The 20,527-nt window shown below is 67.8% G+C and carries 14 protein-coding genes; 5 read left to right on the forward strand and 9 right to left on the reverse strand.

Annotation, left to right across the window (positions count from 1 at the left end; genetic code table 11):
• Nucleotides 1-108 precede the first annotated feature (108 nt).
• The 6 genes from LPB04_RS16815 to LPB04_RS16840 all read right to left on the reverse strand — a co-directional run bounded on the left by LPB04_RS16815 (nt 109) and on the right by LPB04_RS16840 (nt 11,882).
• Nucleotides 109-3,381 (reverse strand): EAL domain-containing protein, encoded by a 3,273-nt coding sequence (locus LPB04_RS16815; RefSeq protein ID WP_193685657.1) that lies wholly within the window; start codon nt 3,379-3,381, stop codon nt 109-111.
• A 190-nt stretch (nt 3,382-3,571) separates the two neighbouring features.
• Entirely contained in the window at nt 3,572-5,149 is a 1,578-nt protein-coding gene (locus LPB04_RS16820) for an aldehyde dehydrogenase (NADP(+)) (protein WP_193689048.1), read from the reverse strand.
• Nucleotides 5,150-5,253: 104 nt separating this feature from the next.
• Nucleotides 5,254-6,168, reverse strand: coding sequence for a 5-dehydro-4-deoxyglucarate dehydratase (kdgD, locus tag LPB04_RS16825; RefSeq protein ID WP_193685658.1), 915 nt, complete (start codon nt 6,166-6,168; stop codon nt 5,254-5,256).
• A 218-nt stretch (nt 6,169-6,386) separates the two neighbouring features.
• On the reverse strand, nt 6,387-8,234 hold the full coding sequence (locus LPB04_RS16830; protein ID WP_193685659.1) for a glycoside hydrolase family 28 protein: 1,848 nt from the start codon (nt 8,232-8,234) through the stop codon (nt 6,387-6,389).
• Between the two features lie 75 nt (nt 8,235-8,309).
• A complete protein-coding gene (locus LPB04_RS16835; protein WP_193685660.1) occupies nt 8,310-11,006 on the reverse strand; it encodes a TonB-dependent receptor in 2,697 nt (898 codons plus the stop codon).
• A gap of 168 nt (nt 11,007-11,174) precedes the next feature.
• The gene (locus tag LPB04_RS16840) at nt 11,175-11,882 is read right to left on the reverse strand and encodes a FadR/GntR family transcriptional regulator (RefSeq protein WP_193685661.1); all 708 of its coding nucleotides are present in this window, start codon (nt 11,880-11,882) and stop codon (nt 11,175-11,177) included.
• 242 nt (nt 11,883-12,124) lie between these two features.
• On the opposite strand from LPB04_RS16840, the gene garD reads away from it, so the two are divergent.
• The 3 genes from garD to LPB04_RS16855 all read left to right on the forward strand — a co-directional run bounded on the left by garD (nt 12,125) and on the right by LPB04_RS16855 (nt 16,100).
• Nucleotides 12,125-13,639 carry a galactarate dehydratase gene (garD, locus tag LPB04_RS16845; RefSeq protein ID WP_227496762.1) on the forward strand — a complete coding sequence of 505 codons (1,515 nt, stop codon included), beginning with the start codon at nt 12,125-12,127 and terminating at the stop codon, nt 13,637-13,639.
• Nucleotides 13,640-13,776: 137 nt separating this feature from the next.
• A complete protein-coding gene (locus LPB04_RS16850; protein WP_456238194.1) occupies nt 13,777-15,213 on the forward strand; it encodes an MFS transporter in 1,437 nt (478 codons plus the stop codon).
• 2 nt (nt 15,214-15,215) lie between these two features.
• A complete protein-coding gene (locus LPB04_RS16855) occupies nt 15,216-16,100 on the forward strand; it encodes an SMP-30/gluconolactonase/LRE family protein (protein WP_193685663.1) in 885 nt (294 codons plus the stop codon).
• Nucleotides 16,101-16,124: 24 nt separating this feature from the next.
• On the opposite strand, the gene LPB04_RS16860 is transcribed toward LPB04_RS16855, so the two are convergent.
• Nucleotides 16,125-16,775 (reverse strand): FMN-binding negative transcriptional regulator, encoded by a 651-nt coding sequence (locus LPB04_RS16860; RefSeq protein ID WP_193685664.1) that lies wholly within the window; start codon nt 16,773-16,775, stop codon nt 16,125-16,127.
• A 20-nt stretch (nt 16,776-16,795) separates the two neighbouring features.
• A complete protein-coding gene (locus tag LPB04_RS16865; RefSeq protein ID WP_193685665.1) occupies nt 16,796-17,419 on the reverse strand; it encodes a LysE/ArgO family amino acid transporter in 624 nt (207 codons plus the stop codon).
• Nucleotides 17,420-17,492: 73 nt separating this feature from the next.
• Here LPB04_RS16865 and LPB04_RS16870 point away from each other — a divergent pair, with 73 nt between their 5' ends.
• Both LPB04_RS16870 and LPB04_RS16875 read left to right on the forward strand, forming a co-directional pair.
• Nucleotides 17,493-18,389, forward strand: a complete 897-nt coding sequence (locus LPB04_RS16870) for a LysR family transcriptional regulator ArgP (RefSeq protein WP_193685666.1) — start codon at nt 17,493-17,495, stop codon at nt 18,387-18,389.
• A 28-nt stretch (nt 18,390-18,417) separates the two neighbouring features.
• Nucleotides 18,418-19,272: an oxygenase MpaB family protein gene (locus tag LPB04_RS16875; protein WP_193685667.1), complete on the forward strand. Its 855-nt coding sequence runs from the start codon at nt 18,418-18,420 to the stop codon at nt 19,270-19,272.
• Between the two features lie 12 nt (nt 19,273-19,284).
• On the opposite strand, the gene LPB04_RS16880 is transcribed toward LPB04_RS16875, so the two are convergent.
• A complete protein-coding gene (locus LPB04_RS16880) occupies nt 19,285-20,511 on the reverse strand; it encodes a DUF4861 family protein (protein ID WP_193685668.1) in 1,227 nt (408 codons plus the stop codon).
• Nucleotides 20,512-20,527 lie beyond the last annotated feature (16 nt).

Below are 20,527 nucleotides of genomic sequence, written 5' to 3' on the forward strand. Positions count from 1 at the left end.
CTCCGAGCCCACGCGCGATACGTACCGGCTCCGATGTCGTGCTCGACGATCTTGATTGCGCGTATCACCGCGTGGGCTCGAGAGCCCACCCTACGGTGCACCGCCGCCTCAGGTTACCATCTGGCGTTCCAGGAACACCTCGAAGGCCTCGCGCGGCACCGCCGGCGAGAAATGCCACCCCTGGATGTAGTCGCACCCGAACGCCGCCAGGATGTCGCGCTGGGCCGCGGTCTCGACGCCCTCGGCGATCGCCTCGATGCCGAGCCGGTGGGCGAGGTCGACGATGGCCTCGGTGAGGGCCTTGTCGCTGCCGTCCTCGGTCAGGTGGTTGATGAAGGACTTGTCGATCTTGAGGTAGTCGACGTCGAACTGCTTGAGGTAGGAGAGGGACGAGAAACCGGTGCCGAAGTCGTCGATCGAGACCCTGGCGCCGGCTTCGTGCAGGGCGTCGAGGCAGCGCCTCACCTGCTCGGCGTCGCTCACCAGAACGCCCTCGGTGATCTCGATCGTGATGCTGTTGGGCGGCAGGCCGGCGTTCACGACCCGGGTCAGCCAGGGCAGGCCGGAGCGCTGCTCGAACTGGACCGGCGACACGTTCACGCTCAGCTCGACGTCGATGCCGTAGGCGCGCTGCCAGCGTTCGATGCTGGCGATGGCCTCGACCAGCACCCATTCGCCGATCTCGTGGATCAGGCCCGCTTCCTCGGCCAGCGGAATGAAGCGCGCCGGGCTGATCATGCCGTGTTCATGGTGCTGCCAGCGCAGCAGGGTCTCGGCCTTGCGGATGCGGCCGGTCGCTGTCTCGACGATCGGCTGGTAGTGCACCTGCAGCTGGTTGCGCGCGAGCGCGGCGCGCAGGTCGTTGGTGAGCGCGAGCTTGTCGCGCGCGTGCTGCTGCAGGGCCGGCGTGAAATAATGGAAGCGTCCGCGCCCCGCGCCTTTCGCGAGATACACGGCCTGTTCCGCGTTGCGCACCAGTTCGGCCGCGTCCACGCCGTCGTCCGGGAACACGCTGATGCCGACGCTGGCCGACACGTAGGCGACGTCGCCTGGCCCCAGTTCGAGCGGTTCGGCGATCGCGCCGATCACGGCGTCGGCGGTGGTCTCGAGGTGGCGCCGGCCGTCGAATTCGCTCACCACCAGCGCGAACATGTTGCTGCCCAGGCGAGCGATGGTCGCCTCGCCCGGCACGCAGCGCGCCAGGCGCCGCGTCATCTCGACCAGCGCCCGGTCGCCCATGGCATGGCCATAGCTGTCGTTGATCTCCTTGAAGCGGTCGAGGTCGAGCAGCAGCACGCCCAGGCCCTGGCCGGCTCCCTGCGCCTTTTTCAGGTCCTGCTCGAGGCGGTCGAGGAACAGGCGCCGGTTCGGCAGGCCGGTCAGGGCGTCGAAATTGGTCTGGCGCCAGATCAGCTCATCCTTCTGTTTCTGCTCGCTGATGTCGTGGAACTGCACCACGTGGCGGTGCACCCGGCCGTCGGCATGGCGGATCACGCGGATGTCGGCATACTTGGCCGTGAGCGAGCCGTCCGGGTTGCGGTCGAGGATTTCGCCCTGCCAGTGGCCGTTCGCCAGCAGCGCCTGCCACAGGCGCTCATAAAAGCCGGCGTCGTGCATCCGCGATGCGAACAGGCGCGGCGTGGTGCCCAGCACCGCGCCCAATTCGTCGCCGGTCTGGCGGGTGAAGGCGGGGTTGGCGTCGACGATCCGGTTTTCCTCGTCGGTGACCACGATCGCCTCCCGGCTGGTCTGGTAGAGCAGGTTCGCCATGCGCATCGATTCCTCGAGGTCGCGCCGCTGCGTCACGTCCTGCACGGTGCCGCGCAGTTTCACCGGACGGCCGCCTTCGAACACGGCGCCGCAGACCGAGCGCACCCACTTGCGCTTGCCGGCGCCGCTGACCATCTCGAGTTCGATCGTGAACGGCCGGCCGTGTTTCGCGGCGGCGTCGAGCGTGCGCCCGATCAATTCCCGGTCTTCCTCGGCGTAGCATGCCGTGCACAGCGCCGGCGTGATGGGCAGGCCCGGCGGGATCTCGTAGATCCGGGCCAGCTCCTCGGTCCAGTGGAAGGCCTCGGTGGCGAGGTCGATCTCCCAGGCGCCGATCTGGGCCAGCGCGCTCATTTCCTTCAGGAGCCGCTCCTGTTCGCGGATCGTGCGCTCGTGCTCGCGCCGCTCGCTGATGTCGCGCGCCACGCCCAGCACGCCGATGAAGGTGCCGTCGGGCCGGATGACCGGAGTCTTGATCGTCTCGAAGACGAGCTCCCGGCCGCGTCCCGTGGGGGCCGTCTCCTCGAAGGTCATCGGCCCGCCGGCGCGCACGGCCGCGGCGTCGTCGCGCGCGAATTGCTCCGCCGTGGCGGGGTCGAACAGTTCGCTGTCGCGCCTGCCGAGGATCTGCTCGCGCGGCCAGCCGAAGATGCTCGCGGTCGGGGTATTGCAGGCCTGGTAGACGCCTTCGCGGTCCTTCAGCCAGACCAGGTCGGGACTGTTCTCGAGCAGGGTCCGCAACTGGGCCCGTTCGCGTTCCAGTTCGCCCGTGCGCACGCGCACCGCGCGCCGCACCGAGGCCAGCCCCACGACCAGCAGCAGCACCAGGCCGCCGAGCGCCACCAGCACCTGGACCAGGCGCCTGGCGTAGCGCTCCGAGACCAGCGGCCGGCCCATCCATTTGTCGTGCAGGGCCTGGCGTTCGCTCGCGCTGATCTGCGCCATGCCGCGCTCGACCAGGGCAAGGGTGGCCATGTCTCCCTTGCGCACCGCGCGCCGCAGCTGGTCGCGGGTGAGGTCGAAGGCCTTGACATAGGTGCGGTGCAGGCCGAGCCGGTACAGCTGGTAGTCGGCCGAGAATTCGTCCAGGCACAGCAGCTTGACGTCCTGGCGCGCGGCCGCGGCCAGCAGCGCCTCGTAAGTGGGAAACACGTGCAGGGTCTTGATGCCGGCGCGGGCGAGCTGCTCGGCGCAGGCGTCGGCCGCCTGCACCCCGACCCCGAAACCTTTCAGGCTGCGCACGTCGTGGATGCCGCCGATCGAGGCGTGGGCATAGATGCTGGTCGAGACCAGGGCGTAAGAGGGCGAGAAATCGAAGCGCTCGACCCGGGCCGGGGTCAGGAAAATCGGATCGATCACGTCCGCCTTGCCTTCTTCGAGCATCGGCAGCGCCTGCGCCCAGTTGGCCGGGATCAGCTCGACCGGCTGTCCGGTCTTTTTCTGCCACAGTCGCCACAGGTCGACCGTATAGCCTTCCAGCTTGCCTTCGGCATTGCGCCAGGTATAGGGCGGGTAGTTCTGGTCCATCACGACGCGTAGCGGCGCCGCCGCCGCCAGCGCAGGCAGGACAAGACAGGCGAACAGCAGCAAGCGCAGGAGGGCCCCCGGCATCGTTTCTCCCCGAATCGCAGTTGGCGCGACGCGACCCGGTTCGAGACCGGCGTGGCACGCGCCCTGCAAGTGTTTTGGCCACGATACCATGAACCCGCTGCCCGGCAGCGCGCCGGCGGTGCGGAAACGAAAACGCCCGGCCAAGGGACCGGGCGTCGATTTACGGCACTGGTGCGGGCTCAACCCGGGCTTAGCCCCTGAGCAGCTCCCCATTCTTCACGCGATGCAGTCCCAGCGGATTCGCATCCTGCAGCGCTTCCGGCAGCAGCCAGGCCGGCAGGTCCTGGTAGCTCACCGGACGCAGGAAGCGGTCGATCGCGCTCGCGCCGACCGAGGTCGAGCGGCTGTCCGAGGTCGCCGGGAAGGGCCCGCCATGCACCATCGCATGCGAGACTTCGACGCCGGTCGGATAGCCGTTGATCAGGATCCGTCCTGCCTTGCGCTCCAGGACCGGCAGCAGCGCCTGCGCCGCTTCCTTGTCCGCCTCGACCAGGAACACGGTCGCCGTCAGCTGGCCGCCCAGGTGCTCGGCCACTTCACGGAACTGTTCCAGGCTGGCGCAACGCACGATCAGCGAGGACGCACCGAAGATCTCGTCTTCCAGGGCCGGATTGGCGAGGAAGTTGGCGGCATCGGTCTCGAACAGCGCGGCCTGGCCGGCGCAGGCGGTGGTGCCGCACTGGCCGCGCGCGACCAGGCTGACGCCCGCTTCCTTGCCCAGCTTCTCGACGCCGCTGTTGAAGGCGGCGTGGATGCCGGGCGTGAGCATGGTGGTTCCGACCTTGCCCTGCAGGGCGGTCGATGCGGCCTCGCGGAAGCGGTCGAGCGCCGCGCCTTCCAGCGCGACCACCAGGCCCGGATTGGTGCAGAACTGGCCCGCGCCGAGCACCAGCGAGTCGATGAAGCCGGTGCCGATCTGCGCGGCCTTCTCGTCCATCGCGCCCGGCAGCAGGAACAGCGGATTAATGCTGCTCATTTCGGCGTACACCGGAATCGGCTCTTCGCGCGCAGCGGCGGTGCGCACCAGCGCCAGGCCGCCCTGGCGCGAGCCGGTGAAACCGACTGCCTTGATGGCCGGGTGCGAGACCAGGGCCTGGCCGATGGTGCGGCCGTCGCCGTGCAGCATCGAGAACACGCCTTCCGGCAGGCCGGCGGCCTTGACTGCCGCCTGCACGGCTTTACCGACCAGTTCCGAAGTGCCTGGATGGGCGCCGTGGGCTTTCACGACCACCGGGCAACCGGCTGCCAGCGCCGAGGCGGTATCGCCGCCGGCGACCGAGAAGGCCAGCGGGAAGTTACTGGCGCCGAAGACCGCGACCGGGCCCAGGCCGATCTTGCGCAGGCGCAGGTCGGGGCGGGGCGGGGTGCGTTCCGGCAGGGCCGAATCGAGGGCGGTGGCCAGGAAGTGGCCGTCGCGCACGACCTTCGCGAACAGGCGCAGCTGGCCCACGGTGCGGCCACGTTCGCCTTCCAGGCGGGCTTGCGGCAGGCCGGATTCCTGCATCGCGCGCTCGATCAGCTGCGGGCCGAGGTCGAGGATGTTCTGGGCGGCCAGCTCGAGGAAGGCGGCGCGCGCCTCCAGGCTGGTGTTGCGGTAGGTGTCGAAAGCCTCGCCGGCCAGTTCGCAGGCGCGTTCTACGTCGTCGACGGTGCCGCTGCTGAAAGACGGCTCGAATTGTTCGCCGGTGGCCGGATTGACGGCGCGGAAAGCGGCGGCGCTGCCCTTGACGGCGCTGGCGCCGATCAGCAGGTCGCCGTTGATGGTGATGGTCAAGATGGTTCTCCTTTTCGGATACAAGAAGGCGCGCCGGGGCTCGTTCCAGCCGGGGCGCGCCGCGAATCAGTTCAGTTCAGGTCAGCTCAGTTCGAAGCTCACTGTGGGCCGAGCTTGGCCATCAGGGCGGCCAGCTGCTCGGTTTCCTCGCCGGTCAGGTCGGTCAGCGGTGCGCGCACGGGACCTGCCGAGTGGCCGGCAATCGCCGCGCCGGCCTTGACGATCGACACCGCGTAGCCGGCCTTTTTGGCGCGGATGTCCAGGTAAGGCAGGAAGAAGTCATCGATCAGGCGGCCCTGGGTGGCGAAATCGTCGGTGCGTACGGCTTCGTAGAACTCGATCGCGGTCTTCGGAATGAAGTTGAACACGGCCGACGAATAGACCGGCACGCCCAGTGCCTTGTAGGCCGCGGCATACACTTCCGCGGTCGGCAGGCCGCCCAGGTAAGTAAAGCGGTCGCCCAGCTTGCGGCGGATAGTGACCATCGATTCGATCTCGCCGATACCGTCCTTGAAGCCGATCAGGTTCGGGCAGCGGTCGGCCAGCTTCAGCAGCGAGGCGGCGTTCAGCTTGCAGCGGTCGCGGTTGTAGACGACGACGCCGAACTTCACCGAATTACAGACGGCGGCGACGTGCTCGACCAGGCCGTCCTGGCTCGCTTCGGTCAGGTAGTGCGGCATCAGGAGAATGCCGTGGGCACCCAGGCGCTCGGCTTCCTGTGCGTAGCGGATCGCCATGCGGGTCGGGCCGCCGGCGCCGGCCAGGATCGGCACCTTGCCGCGGCAGGTCTCGACGGCGACCTTCACGACCTGCGTGTAGTCTTCCGGGGTCAGCGAGAAGAACTCGCCGGTGCCGCCCGCGACGAACAGGGCGGTCGCGCCGTACGGGGCCAGCCACTCCAGACGCTGGGCATAGGTGTCCGGCTTGAAATCGCCATTGGCGTCGAAGTCCGTGATCGGGAAGGACAGCAGGCCGGAAGAGAGGATTTGTTTGACGTCTTGTGGAGTGAACATGCTTGTGTCTTTCAGGTCGGGTTGAAAGGATGGGGCTGTCTCGCGCCTCACCAGTTATCAGTCATCGTACAACTTAAAATAAGGGATTGCAAGCGGCCTGACCAATTTATTTGAACAGACCGTAGGGTGGGCTCTCGAGCCCACGCGGTACCACGGTTGCGTGTCGAAATGACGATTCGACACGCGAACGCGGCGCAGCATGGGCACAAATGTCCATCCTACGAGGACAAAGTCGTGTTATGCACCTTCCCACCCACCGTCACATTCGTCAGCGTCACACTACGCACGTTGTAGAGATAAAACGGCTGCGCACTATTCACCGGCGTCCCGAAATCGCAGTCCGTGATCGTCACGTCACGGATCGGCAGGATCTGCGCCCCCTGCGGCCCATTGTAGTCGTAGGCCACCGGCCCCAGCAGCAGCAGCGCCTGGAAGCACGAGAAGGCCCCATCCTTCGTCTTCACATTCCCGACCTTCACCCCCGAAATGTGCATGTGCTCGACCACCGGCGGCCGGATGCGCACGTTGTCCGCCGTCGGCGCGTAGTCGCAATCGATCGTCACCACGGCCCCGGCCGAGGAGCCGACGGCATTCTTCGGGATCGGCGAACCGGGCAGGGGGTTGTAGTACTGCGGCTTCAGGTTGACGCCGTTCGGGATCGTCACGTTGCGCACGTAGAAGTGGCGCAGGAAACCGCCGCGGTTCATGTTGGTCTTCATGCGGATCGCGGTATTGAGCGGGTCGGTGGCCCAGTGCGTGTTGCGGAACTCGATGTCCTGCGCATACACGTGCTGGATCCCGCCCGACATCTCGCTGCCCAGGGTCACGCCGCCGTGGCCGCTGTTCATGATGCAGTTCTGGATCACGACGTTCTGGGTCGGCCCGAATTGCGTGTCCAGGTTCTTGCCGGCCTTGATGGCGATGCAGTCGTCGCCGCTGTTGAAGGTGCAGCCATCGACCAGCACCGTATCGCAGGCCTCCGGATCGAAGCCGTCGCTGTTCGGACCCATGCTGTCCATGTGGACGCCGCGGATTTCCAGCTTGCTGCAGTTGACCGGATGGTGCTGCCAGAACGGCGACTGGTTCACCTGGTAGCCCTGCAGCAGCACGTCCGTGCAGCCGATGAATTCGATCATGCAGGGACGCAGGTAGTGGCCGCGCCCGAAGACCCGCTTCGCCGCCGGCACGCCCGCTTCCGACAGCGTCGGCAGGTAGGCTTCGTCGGTGCGCCACTTGTCGTCCTTGCCTTCCATGAGCGCGACCTGGTCCGGGCTCAGGCCTGGCGCCACTGCGGTCACCGATGCCGGGTTCAGGGGATTGACGGCGTTCTGCGCCTGGTTCTGGTTCGGCCCCGCCTTGCGCTTGCCCTTCCAGTCCCACCAGGTGTCGCCGCGCATCGGGCCATCCTGGCGCGGCACGCCGCCCTGGCCGTCGAGGATGCTGGTCCAGTCCTCGCCGGTGAGGGCGATGTTGGTCTGGCCGTAGGCGTAGACCAGCGGCGAATAATTCAGGCAGTCGTTGCTCTGCCAGCGCGAGATCACCAGCTTGCCGTTGGCGCCGCAGTCATAGTCGCCGTACTTCGCGAAGTCGTCGGGGTCGGTGCTGAAGTAGACGTGGGCGCCTTTCGCCAGGTGGACGTTGACCTTCGATTTCAGGACGATCGGACCCTTGACCAGCCAGTTCCCGGCCGGGATCAGGACCCGCCCGCCGCCGGCCGTGCTGCAGGCCGCGATGGCCGCTGCGATCGCCGCGTAGCAGTCAGGCGCGCCCGGCACCGGCGTGCTGACCTTGCCGGACTCGTGGTGGGCGACGAAGCCCGTCACCTCGGTTGTCTTGCACGGCGCCGCGCCGTAGGCGGTGATCACGAAATCCTGCTTGCGGAAGACCAGCGGCTTTTTAAAACTGTCGACGATGCTCCGGGCGCGCGCCCAGGCATCACCCGCGGCCGGCGCTGCGCCGCGCCCGGCGCCGGCCGTCGTGCAGCCGCCCACCGTCAGCCCGGCGGCGGACACGGTGGCGGCGCGCAGCAGCGCGCGCCGTTGCGGGTTGATGTGCTTCGAATTCATCCTGTCTCCAATTGCGTATTGCTGTGTGTCGGGCCGGCCGGCGCGACCGGCCCGTGTAAGGCTGAAACCTGAAGCTCAGAACGTGTAGGTCACGCGCAGGTTGTACGAGCGCCCGATCGGATTGGCCGCGCTGCTCAGGTAACCATAGGTGTAGCCGCTGTGGTTCGTGATCGGCGGACGTTCGTCCGTCAGGTTCGTCACGCCGGCGGTGATGCCCACGTGCGGGATGCCGTTGTAGCTGGCCGTCAGGTTCCACACGCGGTACGGTTCGATGCGGCGATGGTACTGGGCGGCCACCAGGTTCTGGTCCTCATACGAGGAATTGTAATTCTGGGTCAGCTGGGCACCCATGTTCCGGTGGTTCCAGGCGAACTTCAGCGTGTGCTTCCAGCGATAGGTGATGATCGGGAAGCTGCTGGTGGTGCCGTTGCTGGCCAGGCCGAAGCGGCCGACGTTCGACTCGAAGGCGCTGTCGCGCTCGAGCTGGTTGTCGAACTGGGTCAGCCAGGTGCCGTCGAGCTCCGTTTTGAAGCTGCCGTATGCAGTCTTCGGGAAGCTGTAGCTGGCCGAGACGTCGATGCCGGCCGCCTTCTGCCCGCCCAGGTTCATCGTGATGTTTTTCACGTAGTTCAGGCTGCCGTCCGGATTGCGCACGAACAGGTCGGCGTATTTGGTCGGGTTCATGAAGATCGCCTGTTCCGGCAGGTTGGCCAGCATGTCGGTCATGCGGATGTTCCAGTAGTCGAGCGAGAGGGTCGCATTCCTGACCGGCTCCATCACCACGCCCAGGGTCCAGCCCTTCGATTTTTCCGGCTGCAGTTCGGGGTTGCTGCCGACCTGTTTCGGCAGCTGGGCATTACACACTTCCGAGGCGACGCGTCCTGGCGCCGCCGTGCCGGAACCGGCCACGCCGGGTTTGCCGCCCGGGCACAGCAACGGATCGTCCCAACGTCCATTGGTGGTGGCGTTGGCGCCCGCGGTACGGTAGCCGTAGCGGTCGAACAGGGTCGGCGCGCGGAAGCCGGTATTCGCCGAACCGCGGAACATCAGGCTCTTGGTCGGCTCGTAGCGGAAGCTGGCTTTCGGATTGAAGGTATTGCCGAAGTCCGAGAAATAGTCGTCGCGGGCGGCGAGGTTGAAGGTCAGCGTTTTGGTAACCGGGATGTCGAGTTCGGCGTACAGCGCCGAGACGTTGCGCGCGCCCTGGCCCTTGGCGGCGGCCGCATTGGCATAGGTGACGCTGTTGACGATCGGGAGTTTTTCGTCTTCGGTGGTGTCGCGGTGCAGGTCGACGCCGACCGCGAGGGCCAGCGAGCCGCCGCCGAGTTCCATCAGGCTGCGGCTGAGCGACGCGTCGACGCCGGCGAAGGTGCTCGTCGAATCGCGGTTCTGCCGGCCGTCGACGGAGATGCTCTCGAGGTAGGCCAGGCCGGCCGCGTCCTGCAGGCCGAAGGGATTGAGCGAGCCGTTGGCCAGGCCCGCATTCAGGCCGGCACCGGTGACATAGCCTTCCTTGTAGTAGTTCTTGCGGGTGCTGAGGCCGTAGACCAGGCCCGCCTTGTAGTCCCAGTTACCGACCCGGCCTTCGTCGCTCACCGCGAGGCGCTGGTTGACCTGCTTGTCCTTGGTGGCAGCCAGGCCGAGGTCGGCCACGCTCCAGGTGACGAACAGCGGCTGGCCGCTCAGGCCCGGCATGGCGGGAACACCGCCGGCGCCGCCCGGATACCATTTGCTCGACGAGGGCAGGGTGGCGGCGGCGCCGTTCACGGCCACGCTCTGGGTCGGATTGCGGGTGGCGACGATGTATTCCTGGCCACGCATGTAATCGATGGTCAGTTTATGGTCGTCGCTGAACTGGCGGGTAGCACGTGCGTAGAAGGTGATCTGCTCGTTGGCATACAGCGCCATGCCGTATTCCTGGTTGTTCAGGATACAGGTGTTCTTGCCGCCCTGGATCGAGTAGGGCGCCAGGCAGCCGCTCGCGTAATACGGGTTGGCCGCGGTCTTGTTGGTGGCGGTGGTGTAGTTGGCCGGCGCGGCGTAGCCGCCGCTGCCGAGTGTCGGCGCGCGGCCGATGCTGGCGAGGATCTCGGGCGTGGACAGCTCGGCGCGGTCGCGCGCGTTCAGGGCGCTGCGGCGATGCGCATCGACCGTGGCATACACGTTCCAGCCGTCGACGGCGAGGCTGCCTTTGCCGGCGGTGAGGGTGATGCGCTGTTCGTCGCCGCCGCCGTGCTTCTCGGGCTGGATGTATTGGGCCGTGACCTGCGCGCCTTCGAAGGTGGACCTGGTTATGAAGTTGACCACGCCGCCGATGGCGTCCGAGCCGTAGATCGAGGAGGCGCCGTCGCGCAGGATCTCGACCCGGGCGATCGCGCTCATCGGGATCACGTCGAGGTTGGCGTAGCCGTCGGCGATCGCCTCGTTGGCCAGGCGCCGGCCGTTGAGCAGGACCAGGGTGCGGTTCACGCCCAGGCCGCGCAGGTTGATGTTGGTGCCGGAGCCGGCGTTCGAGGGCGCCAGCGAGGACGATTGCGGCAGCGCCATCATGAGGTCGGCGAGGGTGGTCATGCCGCGCGCCGTGAGTTCCTGGGCGCTGACGGTGGTGACGGGGAGTGCCGCTTCGGCGGCCAGGCGTTTGATGCTGGAGCCGGTGACTTCGACCCGCTGCATCGGGCCTTCCTGGGCCCAGGCGGGGTTGGTCAGGGCCAGGACGGCCAGGGAAATCGCGGACAAGGCGAGGTTGCGGGCGGACTTGCGGGCGTGGTTCATGAAGCTGTCTCCTGAGATGATTATTGTTTTACTGTTTAAGAAGAGCCGGGCGCGAGCCGCGGCGCTGTCTGGACACCTCGCGTGTCCGGTGCCGGCGCGGCGAGGGCAGATGCCGGGGCCGCGCATGGTCAGTACTTCGGATAAGGCTGTGCTTCCAAACTCGTTCCGCTATCCGCGGGAAAAGGTCCGTGTCACCCGCTCCAGGTGGGCCCGCATCGCAGTCCGTGCGCTGGCCGGGTCGTGGGCGGCAATCGCCGAGAAGATGCGTCGGTGGTCGAGCAGGGTCTCCTGGCGCAGCTCTTCGGTCTGGAAGTGTTCCTTCAGGCGGTGCCACAGGCGCCCGCGCTGCTCCCACAGGTAATCGAAGGTGCCGACCAGGGCGCTGTTGCCGCTGGCGCGCGCGATCGAGAGGTGGAATTCGCGGTCGGCCAGCTCGTTGCTGGCGTAGATGTCGTGGTTGCGCTCCATCGCCTCGACGGCGCGCAGGATGGCGTCGATGGCGCCGTCGGTGGCGACGCGCGCGGCCATGGCGCAGACTTCGGGTTCGATCAGGCGCCGCGCGGCGAGCACTTCGAAGGGGCCGGGCCCGGCTTCGACTGGCTGGACCGGTTCGGCCGCGCAGACATACACGCCGGAGCCGCCGCGCACCTCGATACGCCCGCCGAGCTCCAGCGCGATCAGCGCTTCGCGCAGGGAAGCGCGGCTGACCCCCAGGCGGGCGGCCAGTTCGCGCTCGGGCGGCAGGCGGGTGCCGGCCGCGATGTTTTCGCTGCGGACCAGGGCGTCGATGCGGTCGGCGACGACGCGGTAGAGGCGTGTCTCGACGGCCCCGGTCTCCTGTCCTGCATGCTGTCCAGTCGGTACTCTTCTTAGCATCGCTGTCCGATCGTGTTTTGGTCAGGCCATTCTAAATTGGTTTGACCAATTACGCAATGCGGACTAGCCAGATCGTTTTTTTACTGTCATACTCGTTTCAAAAGAGGGGGTATGGCGGCCCATGCGCGCCACACCGCAACAATCACTTGGGCAGGTTGACTATGCAAAGCATCCAAATCGTGCGCGCCGGGCAGGACAGCGGCAGCAGCAATCATGTGGGCGACACGCCGCGCTACATCCGCATGCACGCCAACGACAACGTGGCCATCGTCGTCAACGACGGGGGGCTGAAGCCGGGCGCCGTGTTCGCCGACGGCCTGGCGCTGCTGGAAGCCGTGCCGCAGGGGCACAAGGTGGCGCTGGCCGCCATCGGCGCCGGTGAGCCGGTGGTGCGCTACAACGTCACCATCGGCTTCGCCGCGCGCGACATCGCGGCCGGCTGCTGGATCTCGGAAGCGAACCTGCGCATGCCCGAGGCGCTCGAACTGAGCGGCCTGCCGATCGCCACCCGTGCCGCGCCGGTGCTGGAACCGCTCGAGGGCTTCACCTTCGAGGGCTACCGCAATGCCGACGGCTCGGTCGGTACGCGCAACATCCTGGCGATTACCACCACCGTGCAATGCGTCTCCGGCGTGGTCGACTTTGCGGTCAAGCGCATCAAGGACGAACTGCTGCCGCTGTATCCGAACGTCGACGACGTGGTCGGCCTCGAGCACTCGTATGGCTGCGGCGTGGCGATCGAGGCGCCGAACGCCGACGTGCCGATCCGCACCCTGCGCAACATCAGCCAGAACCCGAACTTCGGCGGCCAGGCCATGGTCGTCAGCCTTGGCTGCGAAAAGCTGCAGCCGGCGCGCCTGTTCCCGAAGGGGACGATCCCGATCCTGAACGGCCGCGAGCCGGCCACGGTCTGCCTGCAGGACGCCGGCCACGTCGGCTTCATGTCGATGATCGATTCGATCGTGCGCACGGCCGACGAGCAGCTGAAAGTCCTGAACGCGCGCCGCCGTGAAACCTGCCCGGCATCCGACCTCGTGGTCGGCGTGCAGTGCGGCGGCAGCGACGCCTTTTCCGGCGTGACGGCCAATCCGGCAGTCGGCTACGCCACCGACCTGCTGGTGCGCGCCGGCGCCAGCGTCATGTTCTCGGAAGTGACGGAAGTACGCGACGGCATCGACCAGCTCACCGCCCGCGCATCGAATCCGGAAGTGGCGGCCGCCATGATCCGCGAAATGGAGTGGTACGACGCCTACCTCAAAAGGGGCGGGGTCGACCGCAGCGCCAACACCACGCCCGGCAACAAGGCGGGCGGGCTGTCGAACATCGTCGAAAAGGCCATGGGGTCGATCGTGAAATCGGGATCGTCCGCGATCACGGGCGTGCTGTCGCCGGGCGAGAAGCTGAAGCAAAAAGGCCTGATCTATGCGGCCACGCCGGCGAGCGATTTCGTTTGCGGCACGCTGCAACTGGCGGCCGGCATGAACATCCACGTCTTCACCACCGGCCGCGGCACGCCTTATGGCCTGGCGGCGGTCCCGGTCATCAAGGTTGCGACCCGCGACGACCTGGCGCGCCGCTGGCACGACCTGATGGACGTGAATGCGGGCCGCATCGCCAGCGGCGAAGCGACGATCGAAGACGTGGGCTGGGAGCTGTTCCGCCTGATGCTCGACGTCGCCAGCGGCCGCAAGACCTGGGCCGAGCACTGGAAGCTGCACAATGCGCTGACGCTGTTCAATCCGGCGCCGGTGACCTGAGTTGCCTTGCCCGGCCGTTTGCGAATGGCCGGGCGATCCTTTGTTGTAACTTGTTTGTATATGCCTTACGCGCTGACGGGCGACACCGCAGAAGTGTCCCCGGCAGCCTGGCTCCATAACCATAACGACGAGACATCATGCGAACCGAGACCCGCACCGACACCCTCATGCAGCCGGCCGGAGCCGCCCAGGCCGATTCGACTAGCGCCGCCGGCAGGATCGGCACCTACCGCTGGACCATCTGCGCACTCCTGTTCTTCGCCACCACGGTCAACTACCTCGACCGCCAGGTGCTGTCCCTGCTGGCGCCGGAACTGACGAAGGAGTTCGGCTGGTCGAACACCGACTATGCCAACATCACCGCCGCCTTCCAGTTCGTCTACGCGATCTCGATGCTGTTTGCCGGGCGCGTGGTCGACCGCCTCGGCACCAAGGCCGCCTTCGGCCTGGCGATCGTGGTCTGGTCGATCGGCGCCATCATGCATGCCGGCGCGATCGGCCTGGGCACGAGCGCCAATTCGCTGCTGGCCAGCGTCGGCATCGCCGCGCTGCCGGTCTCGGTGATCGGCTTCATGCTGGCGCGCGCCGTGCTGGCGCTGGGAGAATCCGGCAACTTCCCGGCCGCGATCAAGGCCACCGCCGAATACTTCCCGAAGAAGGACCGCGCCTTCGCGACCGGCATCTTCAACTCCGGCGCCAACGTCGGCGCCGTGCTGGCGCCGATCAGCGTGCCCTTCATCGCCGCCCACTGGGGCTGGCAGTCGGCCTTCGTCATCATCGGCGCCATCGGCTTCATCTGGCTCGGCCTGTGGACCCTGTTCTACGAAAAGCCGGCCGCGCAAAGGCGCATGGGCGCCGCCGAACTGGCCTATATCACGGCCGACGACGCGCCCGCCGCCGTCGACGGCACGGCGACCGGCCGCGCGCTGAGCTGGTGGGAACTGCTCGGCTACCGCCAGACCTGGGCTTTCGCCTTCGGCAAATTCATGACCGACGGCGTCTGGTGGTTCTTCCTGTTCTGGCTGCCGAAATACCTGACCGCCCAATACGGCATCTCCGGCACCGCGATCCAGCTGCCGCTCGCCATCCTCTACAGCATGACCATGATCGGCAGTATCGGCGGCGGCTGGTTTCCCACGTACTTCATCAACCAGGGCGCCTCGCCCTACGACGGCCGCATGAAGGCCATGCTCGTGATCGCGCTGTTCCCGCTGGCGGTGCTGCTGGCCCAACCCCTGGGCTACATCAGCTTCTGGGTTCCGGTGCTGCTGGTCGGCGTCGGCGCCGCCGCGCACCAGGCCTGGTCGGCCAACCTGTTCACCACGGTCTCGGACATGTTCCCGAAGCGCTCGGTCGGCTCGGTGGTCGGCATCGGCGGCCTGGCGGGCGGCATCGGCGGCGTGCTGGTCACGAAAGTGGGCGGCTGGCTGTTCGACTACTACGGCACGCTGGGCCACATCACGACCGGCTACACCATCATGTTCTCGTTCTGCGCGGTGGCTTACCTGATCGCCTGGGGCGTGATGAAGACGCTGGTGCCGCGCCATACCGAAATCCGCGAGCCGCAGGAGTGAGCATGGGACTGGCGATCGAACGCGTCGGCACGACGCGCAGCCTGGTGGGCGAATGCCCGGTGTGGAACAGCCTCGATGGCGCCTGGTACTGGGTCGACATCCCGGCCAGGACCATCTGGCGGCTCGACGGCGCCGGCCGCCTGCGCAGCTGGGTATGTAATGAAATGGTGGCCTGCATTGCGCCTGCGCGCGACGGCAGCATCCTGGCCGGGATGGAAACGGGGATCTTCCGCTTGACGCTTCAGGATGACGGCAGTGTCGGGGCGACGCGGCAGGCCGCGCCGCAGGGGCTAGAGGAGGGCATGCGTTTCAATGATGGACGCTGCGACCGCCAGGGACGATTCTGGAGCGGCACCATGTTCATGGATATGGCGGCCGAACGCGCCATCGGCGCGCTGTATCGCTACTGCGCGGCAGGCGGCCTGTCGGAGCCAGTGGTGTCAAGCCTGCTGACCCAGAACGGCCTGGCCTTCTCGCCGGACGGGCGCACCATGTACCTGTCCGACTCGCACCCGGCCAGCCAGCAGGTCTGGGCCTTCGACTACGACACCGATGCGGGCCTGCCGTCGAACCGGCGCAGCTTCGTGGACATGCGCGCGCACCCCGGCCGCCCCGACGGCGCCGCGGTGGACGCCGACGGCTGCTACTGGACTTGCGGGAACGACGCGGGCCTGTTGCTGCGCTTTACGCCGGACGGGCGCCTCGACCGCACGATCGCGCTGCCGATGGCGAAACCATCGATGTGCAGCTTCGGCGGCCCCGGGCTCGACACCTTGCTGGTGACCTCGATCGGCGCCGGCCAGGATCCGCACGACCCCTGGGCCGGCGCCACGATCATGCTGCGGCCCGGCGTGCAGGGTCTGGCAGAAACACCGTTCGGCGGCTAAGTCCGCAGGGGCGCCGGCGCCTCCTCAGGCGCCGCTGCGCTCCGCGTCGAGCGCGCCCTTCACCAGGTCGGCCAGCGCAGCCTTCGGGCGCACCAGGCCGCGCAGTCCTTCCACCGTGCCGAGCCGGTCGCGCACCGCCTCGTCCTGGCTCGCCTTGAGCTTGCCTTCGAAGCGTTCGACGGTGATCTCGATACCGACGATGGCGCGCAGCAGCCTGTCGATGTAGTCCGGCGGAGCGTCGGCGACGCGCCAGGGCGCCGGCTGCGCCGCTTCATGCGCGTTCGTCAGGCGGTCCAGCATGTCCATCAGCCAGGCCGGATCGTCGATCGCGCGCGCGACGCCGTGCGCGTGGACGACCGCATAGTCCCAGGTCGGCACCACCTTGCCGTGTTCCGCCTTGCCCGGGTACCAGTTCGGGGTGATGTAGCTTTGCGGACCCTGGAAGATCACGAGCGATGAAGCCTGCCCGTCCAGCATCCGCCACACGGGATTGGCGCGGGCAACGTGACCCACCAGCGTGCCGTGCGGACCCCGGCTGCGGTCGAGCAGGAAGGGCAGGTGGTTGGCGACCAGCCCATCCTTCCCCGCGACCACCCAGGCGCCCAGCGCGTGCTCGTCGATCAGCGAGAACATCGTGTCGACGTCGGTGAGCTGGTGGTCCTGCCTGATATACATGTGAACTCCTCTCGATTGCTTCAAAAAGCGTGCCGCACCAGCATGGCGCAGAGCACGAACATGGTCAAGCCGATCAGCGCGTCGAGCACCTGCCAGGCGCGCGGCCGGGCGAACAGGGGGGCGAGGCGGCGCGAGCCGAAACCGAGCAGCGTGAACCAGGCGATGCTGGCGCTGCTGGCGCCGAGCACGAACCAGCCACGCAGGGCGGCCGGCTGCCGGGCGCCGATGCTGCCGACCAGTAGCACCGTATCGAGGTAGACGTGCGGGTTCAGCAGGGTAAACGCGGCCGCTTGGGCCAGGACGGCGGTGCGCCCCAGCTGTTGGCCCCCTCCCGCTGCCTCGAGCCGGCCGGGGCGGCGCGCGCGTCCGAGTGCACGGTAGCCGTAGACCGCCAGGAACAGGGCGCCGGCGATGGCCAGGGCCCGCGCCAGGAGCGGGCTTTGTCCCAGCGCCTGTCCCATGCCCATGACGCCGGCGCTGATCAGGACCGCGTCGGCCAGCGCGCAGAACAGGACGACGCTGCCGACGTGCTCGCGGCGCAGGCCCTGGCGCAGCACGAAGGCGTTCTGGGCGCCGATGGCGACGATCAGGCCGAGGCCGAGCAGCAGGCCTTGCAGGAAGATGGGAAAGGCAGCAGGGTTCATGCAGCGATCTTGTCAGCCGGCGTGGATGAAGGCAAACTATCTTTCCTTCACACGCTTAAGCGGAACTTACGCCATGCTCGATTACGCCGCCCTCTCGGCCCTTGCCGCGGTCGTGCGCGAGGGCAGCTTCGAACGGGCGGCGCGCGCGCTGCATGTGACGCCCTCGGCCATCTCGCAGCGCATCCGCCAGCTCGAGGAGCGCGTCGGTTGCGCCCTCGTCGTGCGCGACCAGCCCTGCAGGCCGACCGAGACCGGGCGCCGCCTGTGCCAGCACGTCGACCGGGTGCGCCTGCTCGAGCAGGACCTGCAGGGCGCGCTGCCCGGACTCGATTTGCCCGGCCCGGCGCGCGTGGCACTTCCGGTCGCCGTCAACGCCGACAGCCTGGCGACCTGGCTGGCCCCGGCACTCGCCGCCTTCGCCGCGGCCAGTCCGGTGCTGATGGAAGTGGCGGTGGACGACCAGGACCACACCGCCGAATGGCTGCGCAGCGGCGCGGTGGTGGCCGCGGTCACCGGCCTGGCGCGCCCCGCCGCCGGCTGCAACAGCCGTCCGCTCGGGTCGATGCGCTACCTGGCCGCCGCCAGCCCCGCCTTCGTGGCACGCCATTTCGCCGATGGCGTCGGCGCGGGCAGCCTGGCGCAGGCGCCCAGCCTCGTGTTCAACACCAAGGACGAGCTGCAGGCGCGCTGGGCGCGGCGCCTCTGCCACCGTCACGTCGAGCTGCCGCGCCACACGCTGCCCTCGACCGAGGCGTTTGTCGCGGCCGGGCTGGCCGGCATGGGATGGGGCATGCATCCACAGGCGCTGATCGCCCCGCATCTGGCGGAGGGCACACTGGTCGAACTGGTGCCGGATGCGCCGCTCGATGTACCCTTGTACTGGCAGCACGCGCGCGCGGCCTCGACACTGCTCGATGCCTTGAGCGGCGCGATCATGGCGGCGGCAGGTGAAGCATTGCTGGCCCCGTGAGGCGCGGCGGCCGTGGAGGAGTCAGGGGATGTTGAAGACGATACGGGAATTGCTGCAGCCGCCGCCGGGCATGGCCTTCGATTTCAGCCTGCCGCCGGGCGAGCCGGCCCTGGCGCCGCAGGATGGCGTGGCCTGGCGCGTGTTCGCCAATCCGGTCTCGCTGTTCGTCGGCGGGGTGGCGGCGGTGCTGCTCGAGCTGGCCGAGCCCTCGGTACGCTCGGGCGTCTGGAGCCAGGGCGGCTTCCAGCGCGATCCCGGCATGCGCCTGCGCCGCACCGGATTCGCCGCCATGATGACCGTGTACGGCCCGCGCTCGGCGGCGGAAAAACTGATCGCGCAGGTGGTGCGGATGCACGGCCACGTCCAGGGCACGACGCCGGACGGGATCCCGTATCACGCCAACGATCCGCGCCTGCTCGACTGGGTGCAGGCGACCGCCGTGTTCGGGTTCAGCGAGGCCTATCACCGCTACGTGCGGCCGCTGTCGGCGTTCGACAAGGATCTCGCCTTCGTGGAAAGCCAGGCCTCCGCCCGCCTGTATGGCGCGACCGGCCTGCCGCGCTCCTGGGCCGCGTGGGAAGCGCTGCTGGCCGCGACCGCGCCGGGACTGGAAGGCTCAGGCATCCTCGCCGACTTCCTGAACACGATGTCGGAAGCGCCGCTCGTGCCCGCGCCGATGCGGCCGCTGCAGCGGCTGCTGGTGCGCGCCGCCGTCGAGATCAGCCCCGAACCGGTGCGCTCGCTGCCGCAGCTGCGCGGACGCGGTTTGCGCCTCGGCGAGGCTGCCGCCGTGCGTGCGCTGGCGCGCGGGGCGGCGCTGCTGCCGCTGGGCGATACGCCGCCGCGGCAGGCCGCCCGGCGCCTCGCAGCGGCAACGAAATGATCGCGCGCGTCCTCAGCGCGCGCCCAGGCTCACCCTGATCGGACTCTTCGCGCGCGCCGCGGCCTGCGCCACATGGGCCGCCCAGGACTCCTGCGACACGATCAGTCCCGCCCGGTCCCAGGCCGCGCCCGCGTAATAACGCAGCGGCTTGCCCGACTCCACCTTCGCCAGCACCAGGTGGTTCAGTGCGTCCTCGGCGAAGCCGGTGGCACCGGGCAGCACGATGGCGATGCCGATGGACCCATTGCTCTTCTGCCGGACCCACTGCAGCAGCGACGGATCGGCTTCGCTGCGCACGACGGCGATTTGCGGATCCTGCTTCTTGTCCGACGGCGTCTTGTTCAGGCCGATGCCCACGGTCAGCTGCTGTGGACCGGCGAAAGTAAAGGTGCTGTCGATCTGGTCGAACTGGTGGCCGGCGTCGACCGTGAAGCGCTTCACTTCCGATACCTGGGTGCCGCCGGCATCCCAGGCGTCGTAGCTCAGTTCGAACACGGCGCGCACCGGGCCGTTGGCCAGCACTTTCCAGGACCGGTAATTCGTACTGGTGAAGAGGGCGCCGCCGTCCCAGACGCCGCTGCCGCCGGCACCGCGCGACTTGCCGACGTTGTACATGTCCATGCCTTCGCCCTCGTCCTTGTGGTAGTGGTCGTGGCCCTTGTTGTACCAGCGGTCGATGATCGGATAATCGACGCGCTTGAACCACAGGTCCAGGCCACTGGTGACCAGCACTTCCTTGCCGCTGCCGGGCGGCGCGGGTGCGGCCAGCGCCGGGCCATAGGTGCGGTGGCTGATGCGATCGTTTTCCCAGGCGAAGTCGTCGAGCCGTTCCTGCACATAGCGTCCCCAGGCCTTGTTCGGGAAGACCGGGATCAGGGTGTCGGTTTTCTCGACCGTAAACGTCGCGCTCTTTTCGCCGGCCGCGAAGTCGTGCTGGAAAATCAGTTCGCCGTAGGCCGCACCCACGTTCTTCGGGTCCTTCGCCAGCGGCGCCACATTCGTCACCTGGTGCGGCAGCACGCGTCCCTGCGCATCCTTCACGACCAGGCGCTGGATCAGGGCGCCCGGCAGGACGCGGTTCACTTCCGTCCATGGGACCGTGATCGTCTCCGAGGGCCGCGCCAGCGCCAGGTCATGGCTGACGGTCACGGTGAGGGCGTCGGCGGCGCAGGCGAAGCCCGGGACGAGGGCGGGGACGAACATGGCCGCCAGCGAAATGCGTTGCAGGGTCGATTGCATCAGGAGTCTCCAGTGG

The sequence above is a fragment of the Massilia litorea genome, assembly GCF_015101885.1.
GTDB classification, from domain to species: domain Bacteria; phylum Pseudomonadota; class Gammaproteobacteria; order Burkholderiales; family Burkholderiaceae_D; genus Telluria; species Telluria litorea.

Bases quoted from the DNA above. Each gene is read 5' to 3' on its own strand.
- LPB04_RS16840 (WP_193685661.1), bottom strand. From the start codon at position 11,882: ATGCTAAGAAGAGTACCGACTGGACAGCATGCAGGACAGGAGACCGGG.
- LPB04_RS16860 (WP_193685664.1), bottom strand. From the start codon at position 16,775: ATGTATATCAGGCAGGACCACCAGCTCACCGACGTCGACACGATGTTC.
- LPB04_RS16835 (WP_193685660.1), bottom strand. From the start codon at position 11,006: ATGAACCACGCCCGCAAGTCCGCCCGCAACCTCGCCTTGTCCGCGATT.
- LPB04_RS16815 (WP_193685657.1), bottom strand. From the start codon at position 3,381: ATGCCGGGGGCCCTCCTGCGCTTGCTGCTGTTCGCCTGTCTTGTCCTG.
- kdgD (WP_193685658.1), bottom strand. From the start codon at position 6,168: ATGTTCACTCCACAAGACGTCAAACAAATCCTCTCTTCCGGCCTGCTG.
- LPB04_RS16830 (WP_193685659.1), bottom strand. From the start codon at position 8,234: ATGAATTCGAAGCACATCAACCCGCAACGGCGCGCGCTGCTGCGCGCC.
- LPB04_RS16880 (WP_193685668.1), bottom strand. From the start codon at position 20,511: ATGCAATCGACCCTGCAACGCATTTCGCTGGCGGCCATGTTCGTCCCC.
- garD (WP_227496762.1), top strand. From the start codon at position 12,125: ATGCACGCCAACGACAACGTGGCCATCGTCGTCAACGACGGGGGGCTG.
- LPB04_RS16865 (WP_193685665.1), bottom strand. From the start codon at position 17,419: ATGAACCCTGCTGCCTTTCCCATCTTCCTGCAAGGCCTGCTGCTCGGC.
- LPB04_RS16875 (WP_193685667.1), top strand. From the start codon at position 18,418: ATGTTGAAGACGATACGGGAATTGCTGCAGCCGCCGCCGGGCATGGCC.
- LPB04_RS16855 (WP_193685663.1), top strand. From the start codon at position 15,216: ATGGGACTGGCGATCGAACGCGTCGGCACGACGCGCAGCCTGGTGGGC.
- LPB04_RS16870 (WP_193685666.1), top strand. From the start codon at position 17,493: ATGCTCGATTACGCCGCCCTCTCGGCCCTTGCCGCGGTCGTGCGCGAG.
- LPB04_RS16850 (WP_456238194.1), top strand. From the start codon at position 13,777: ATGCGAACCGAGACCCGCACCGACACCCTCATGCAGCCGGCCGGAGCC.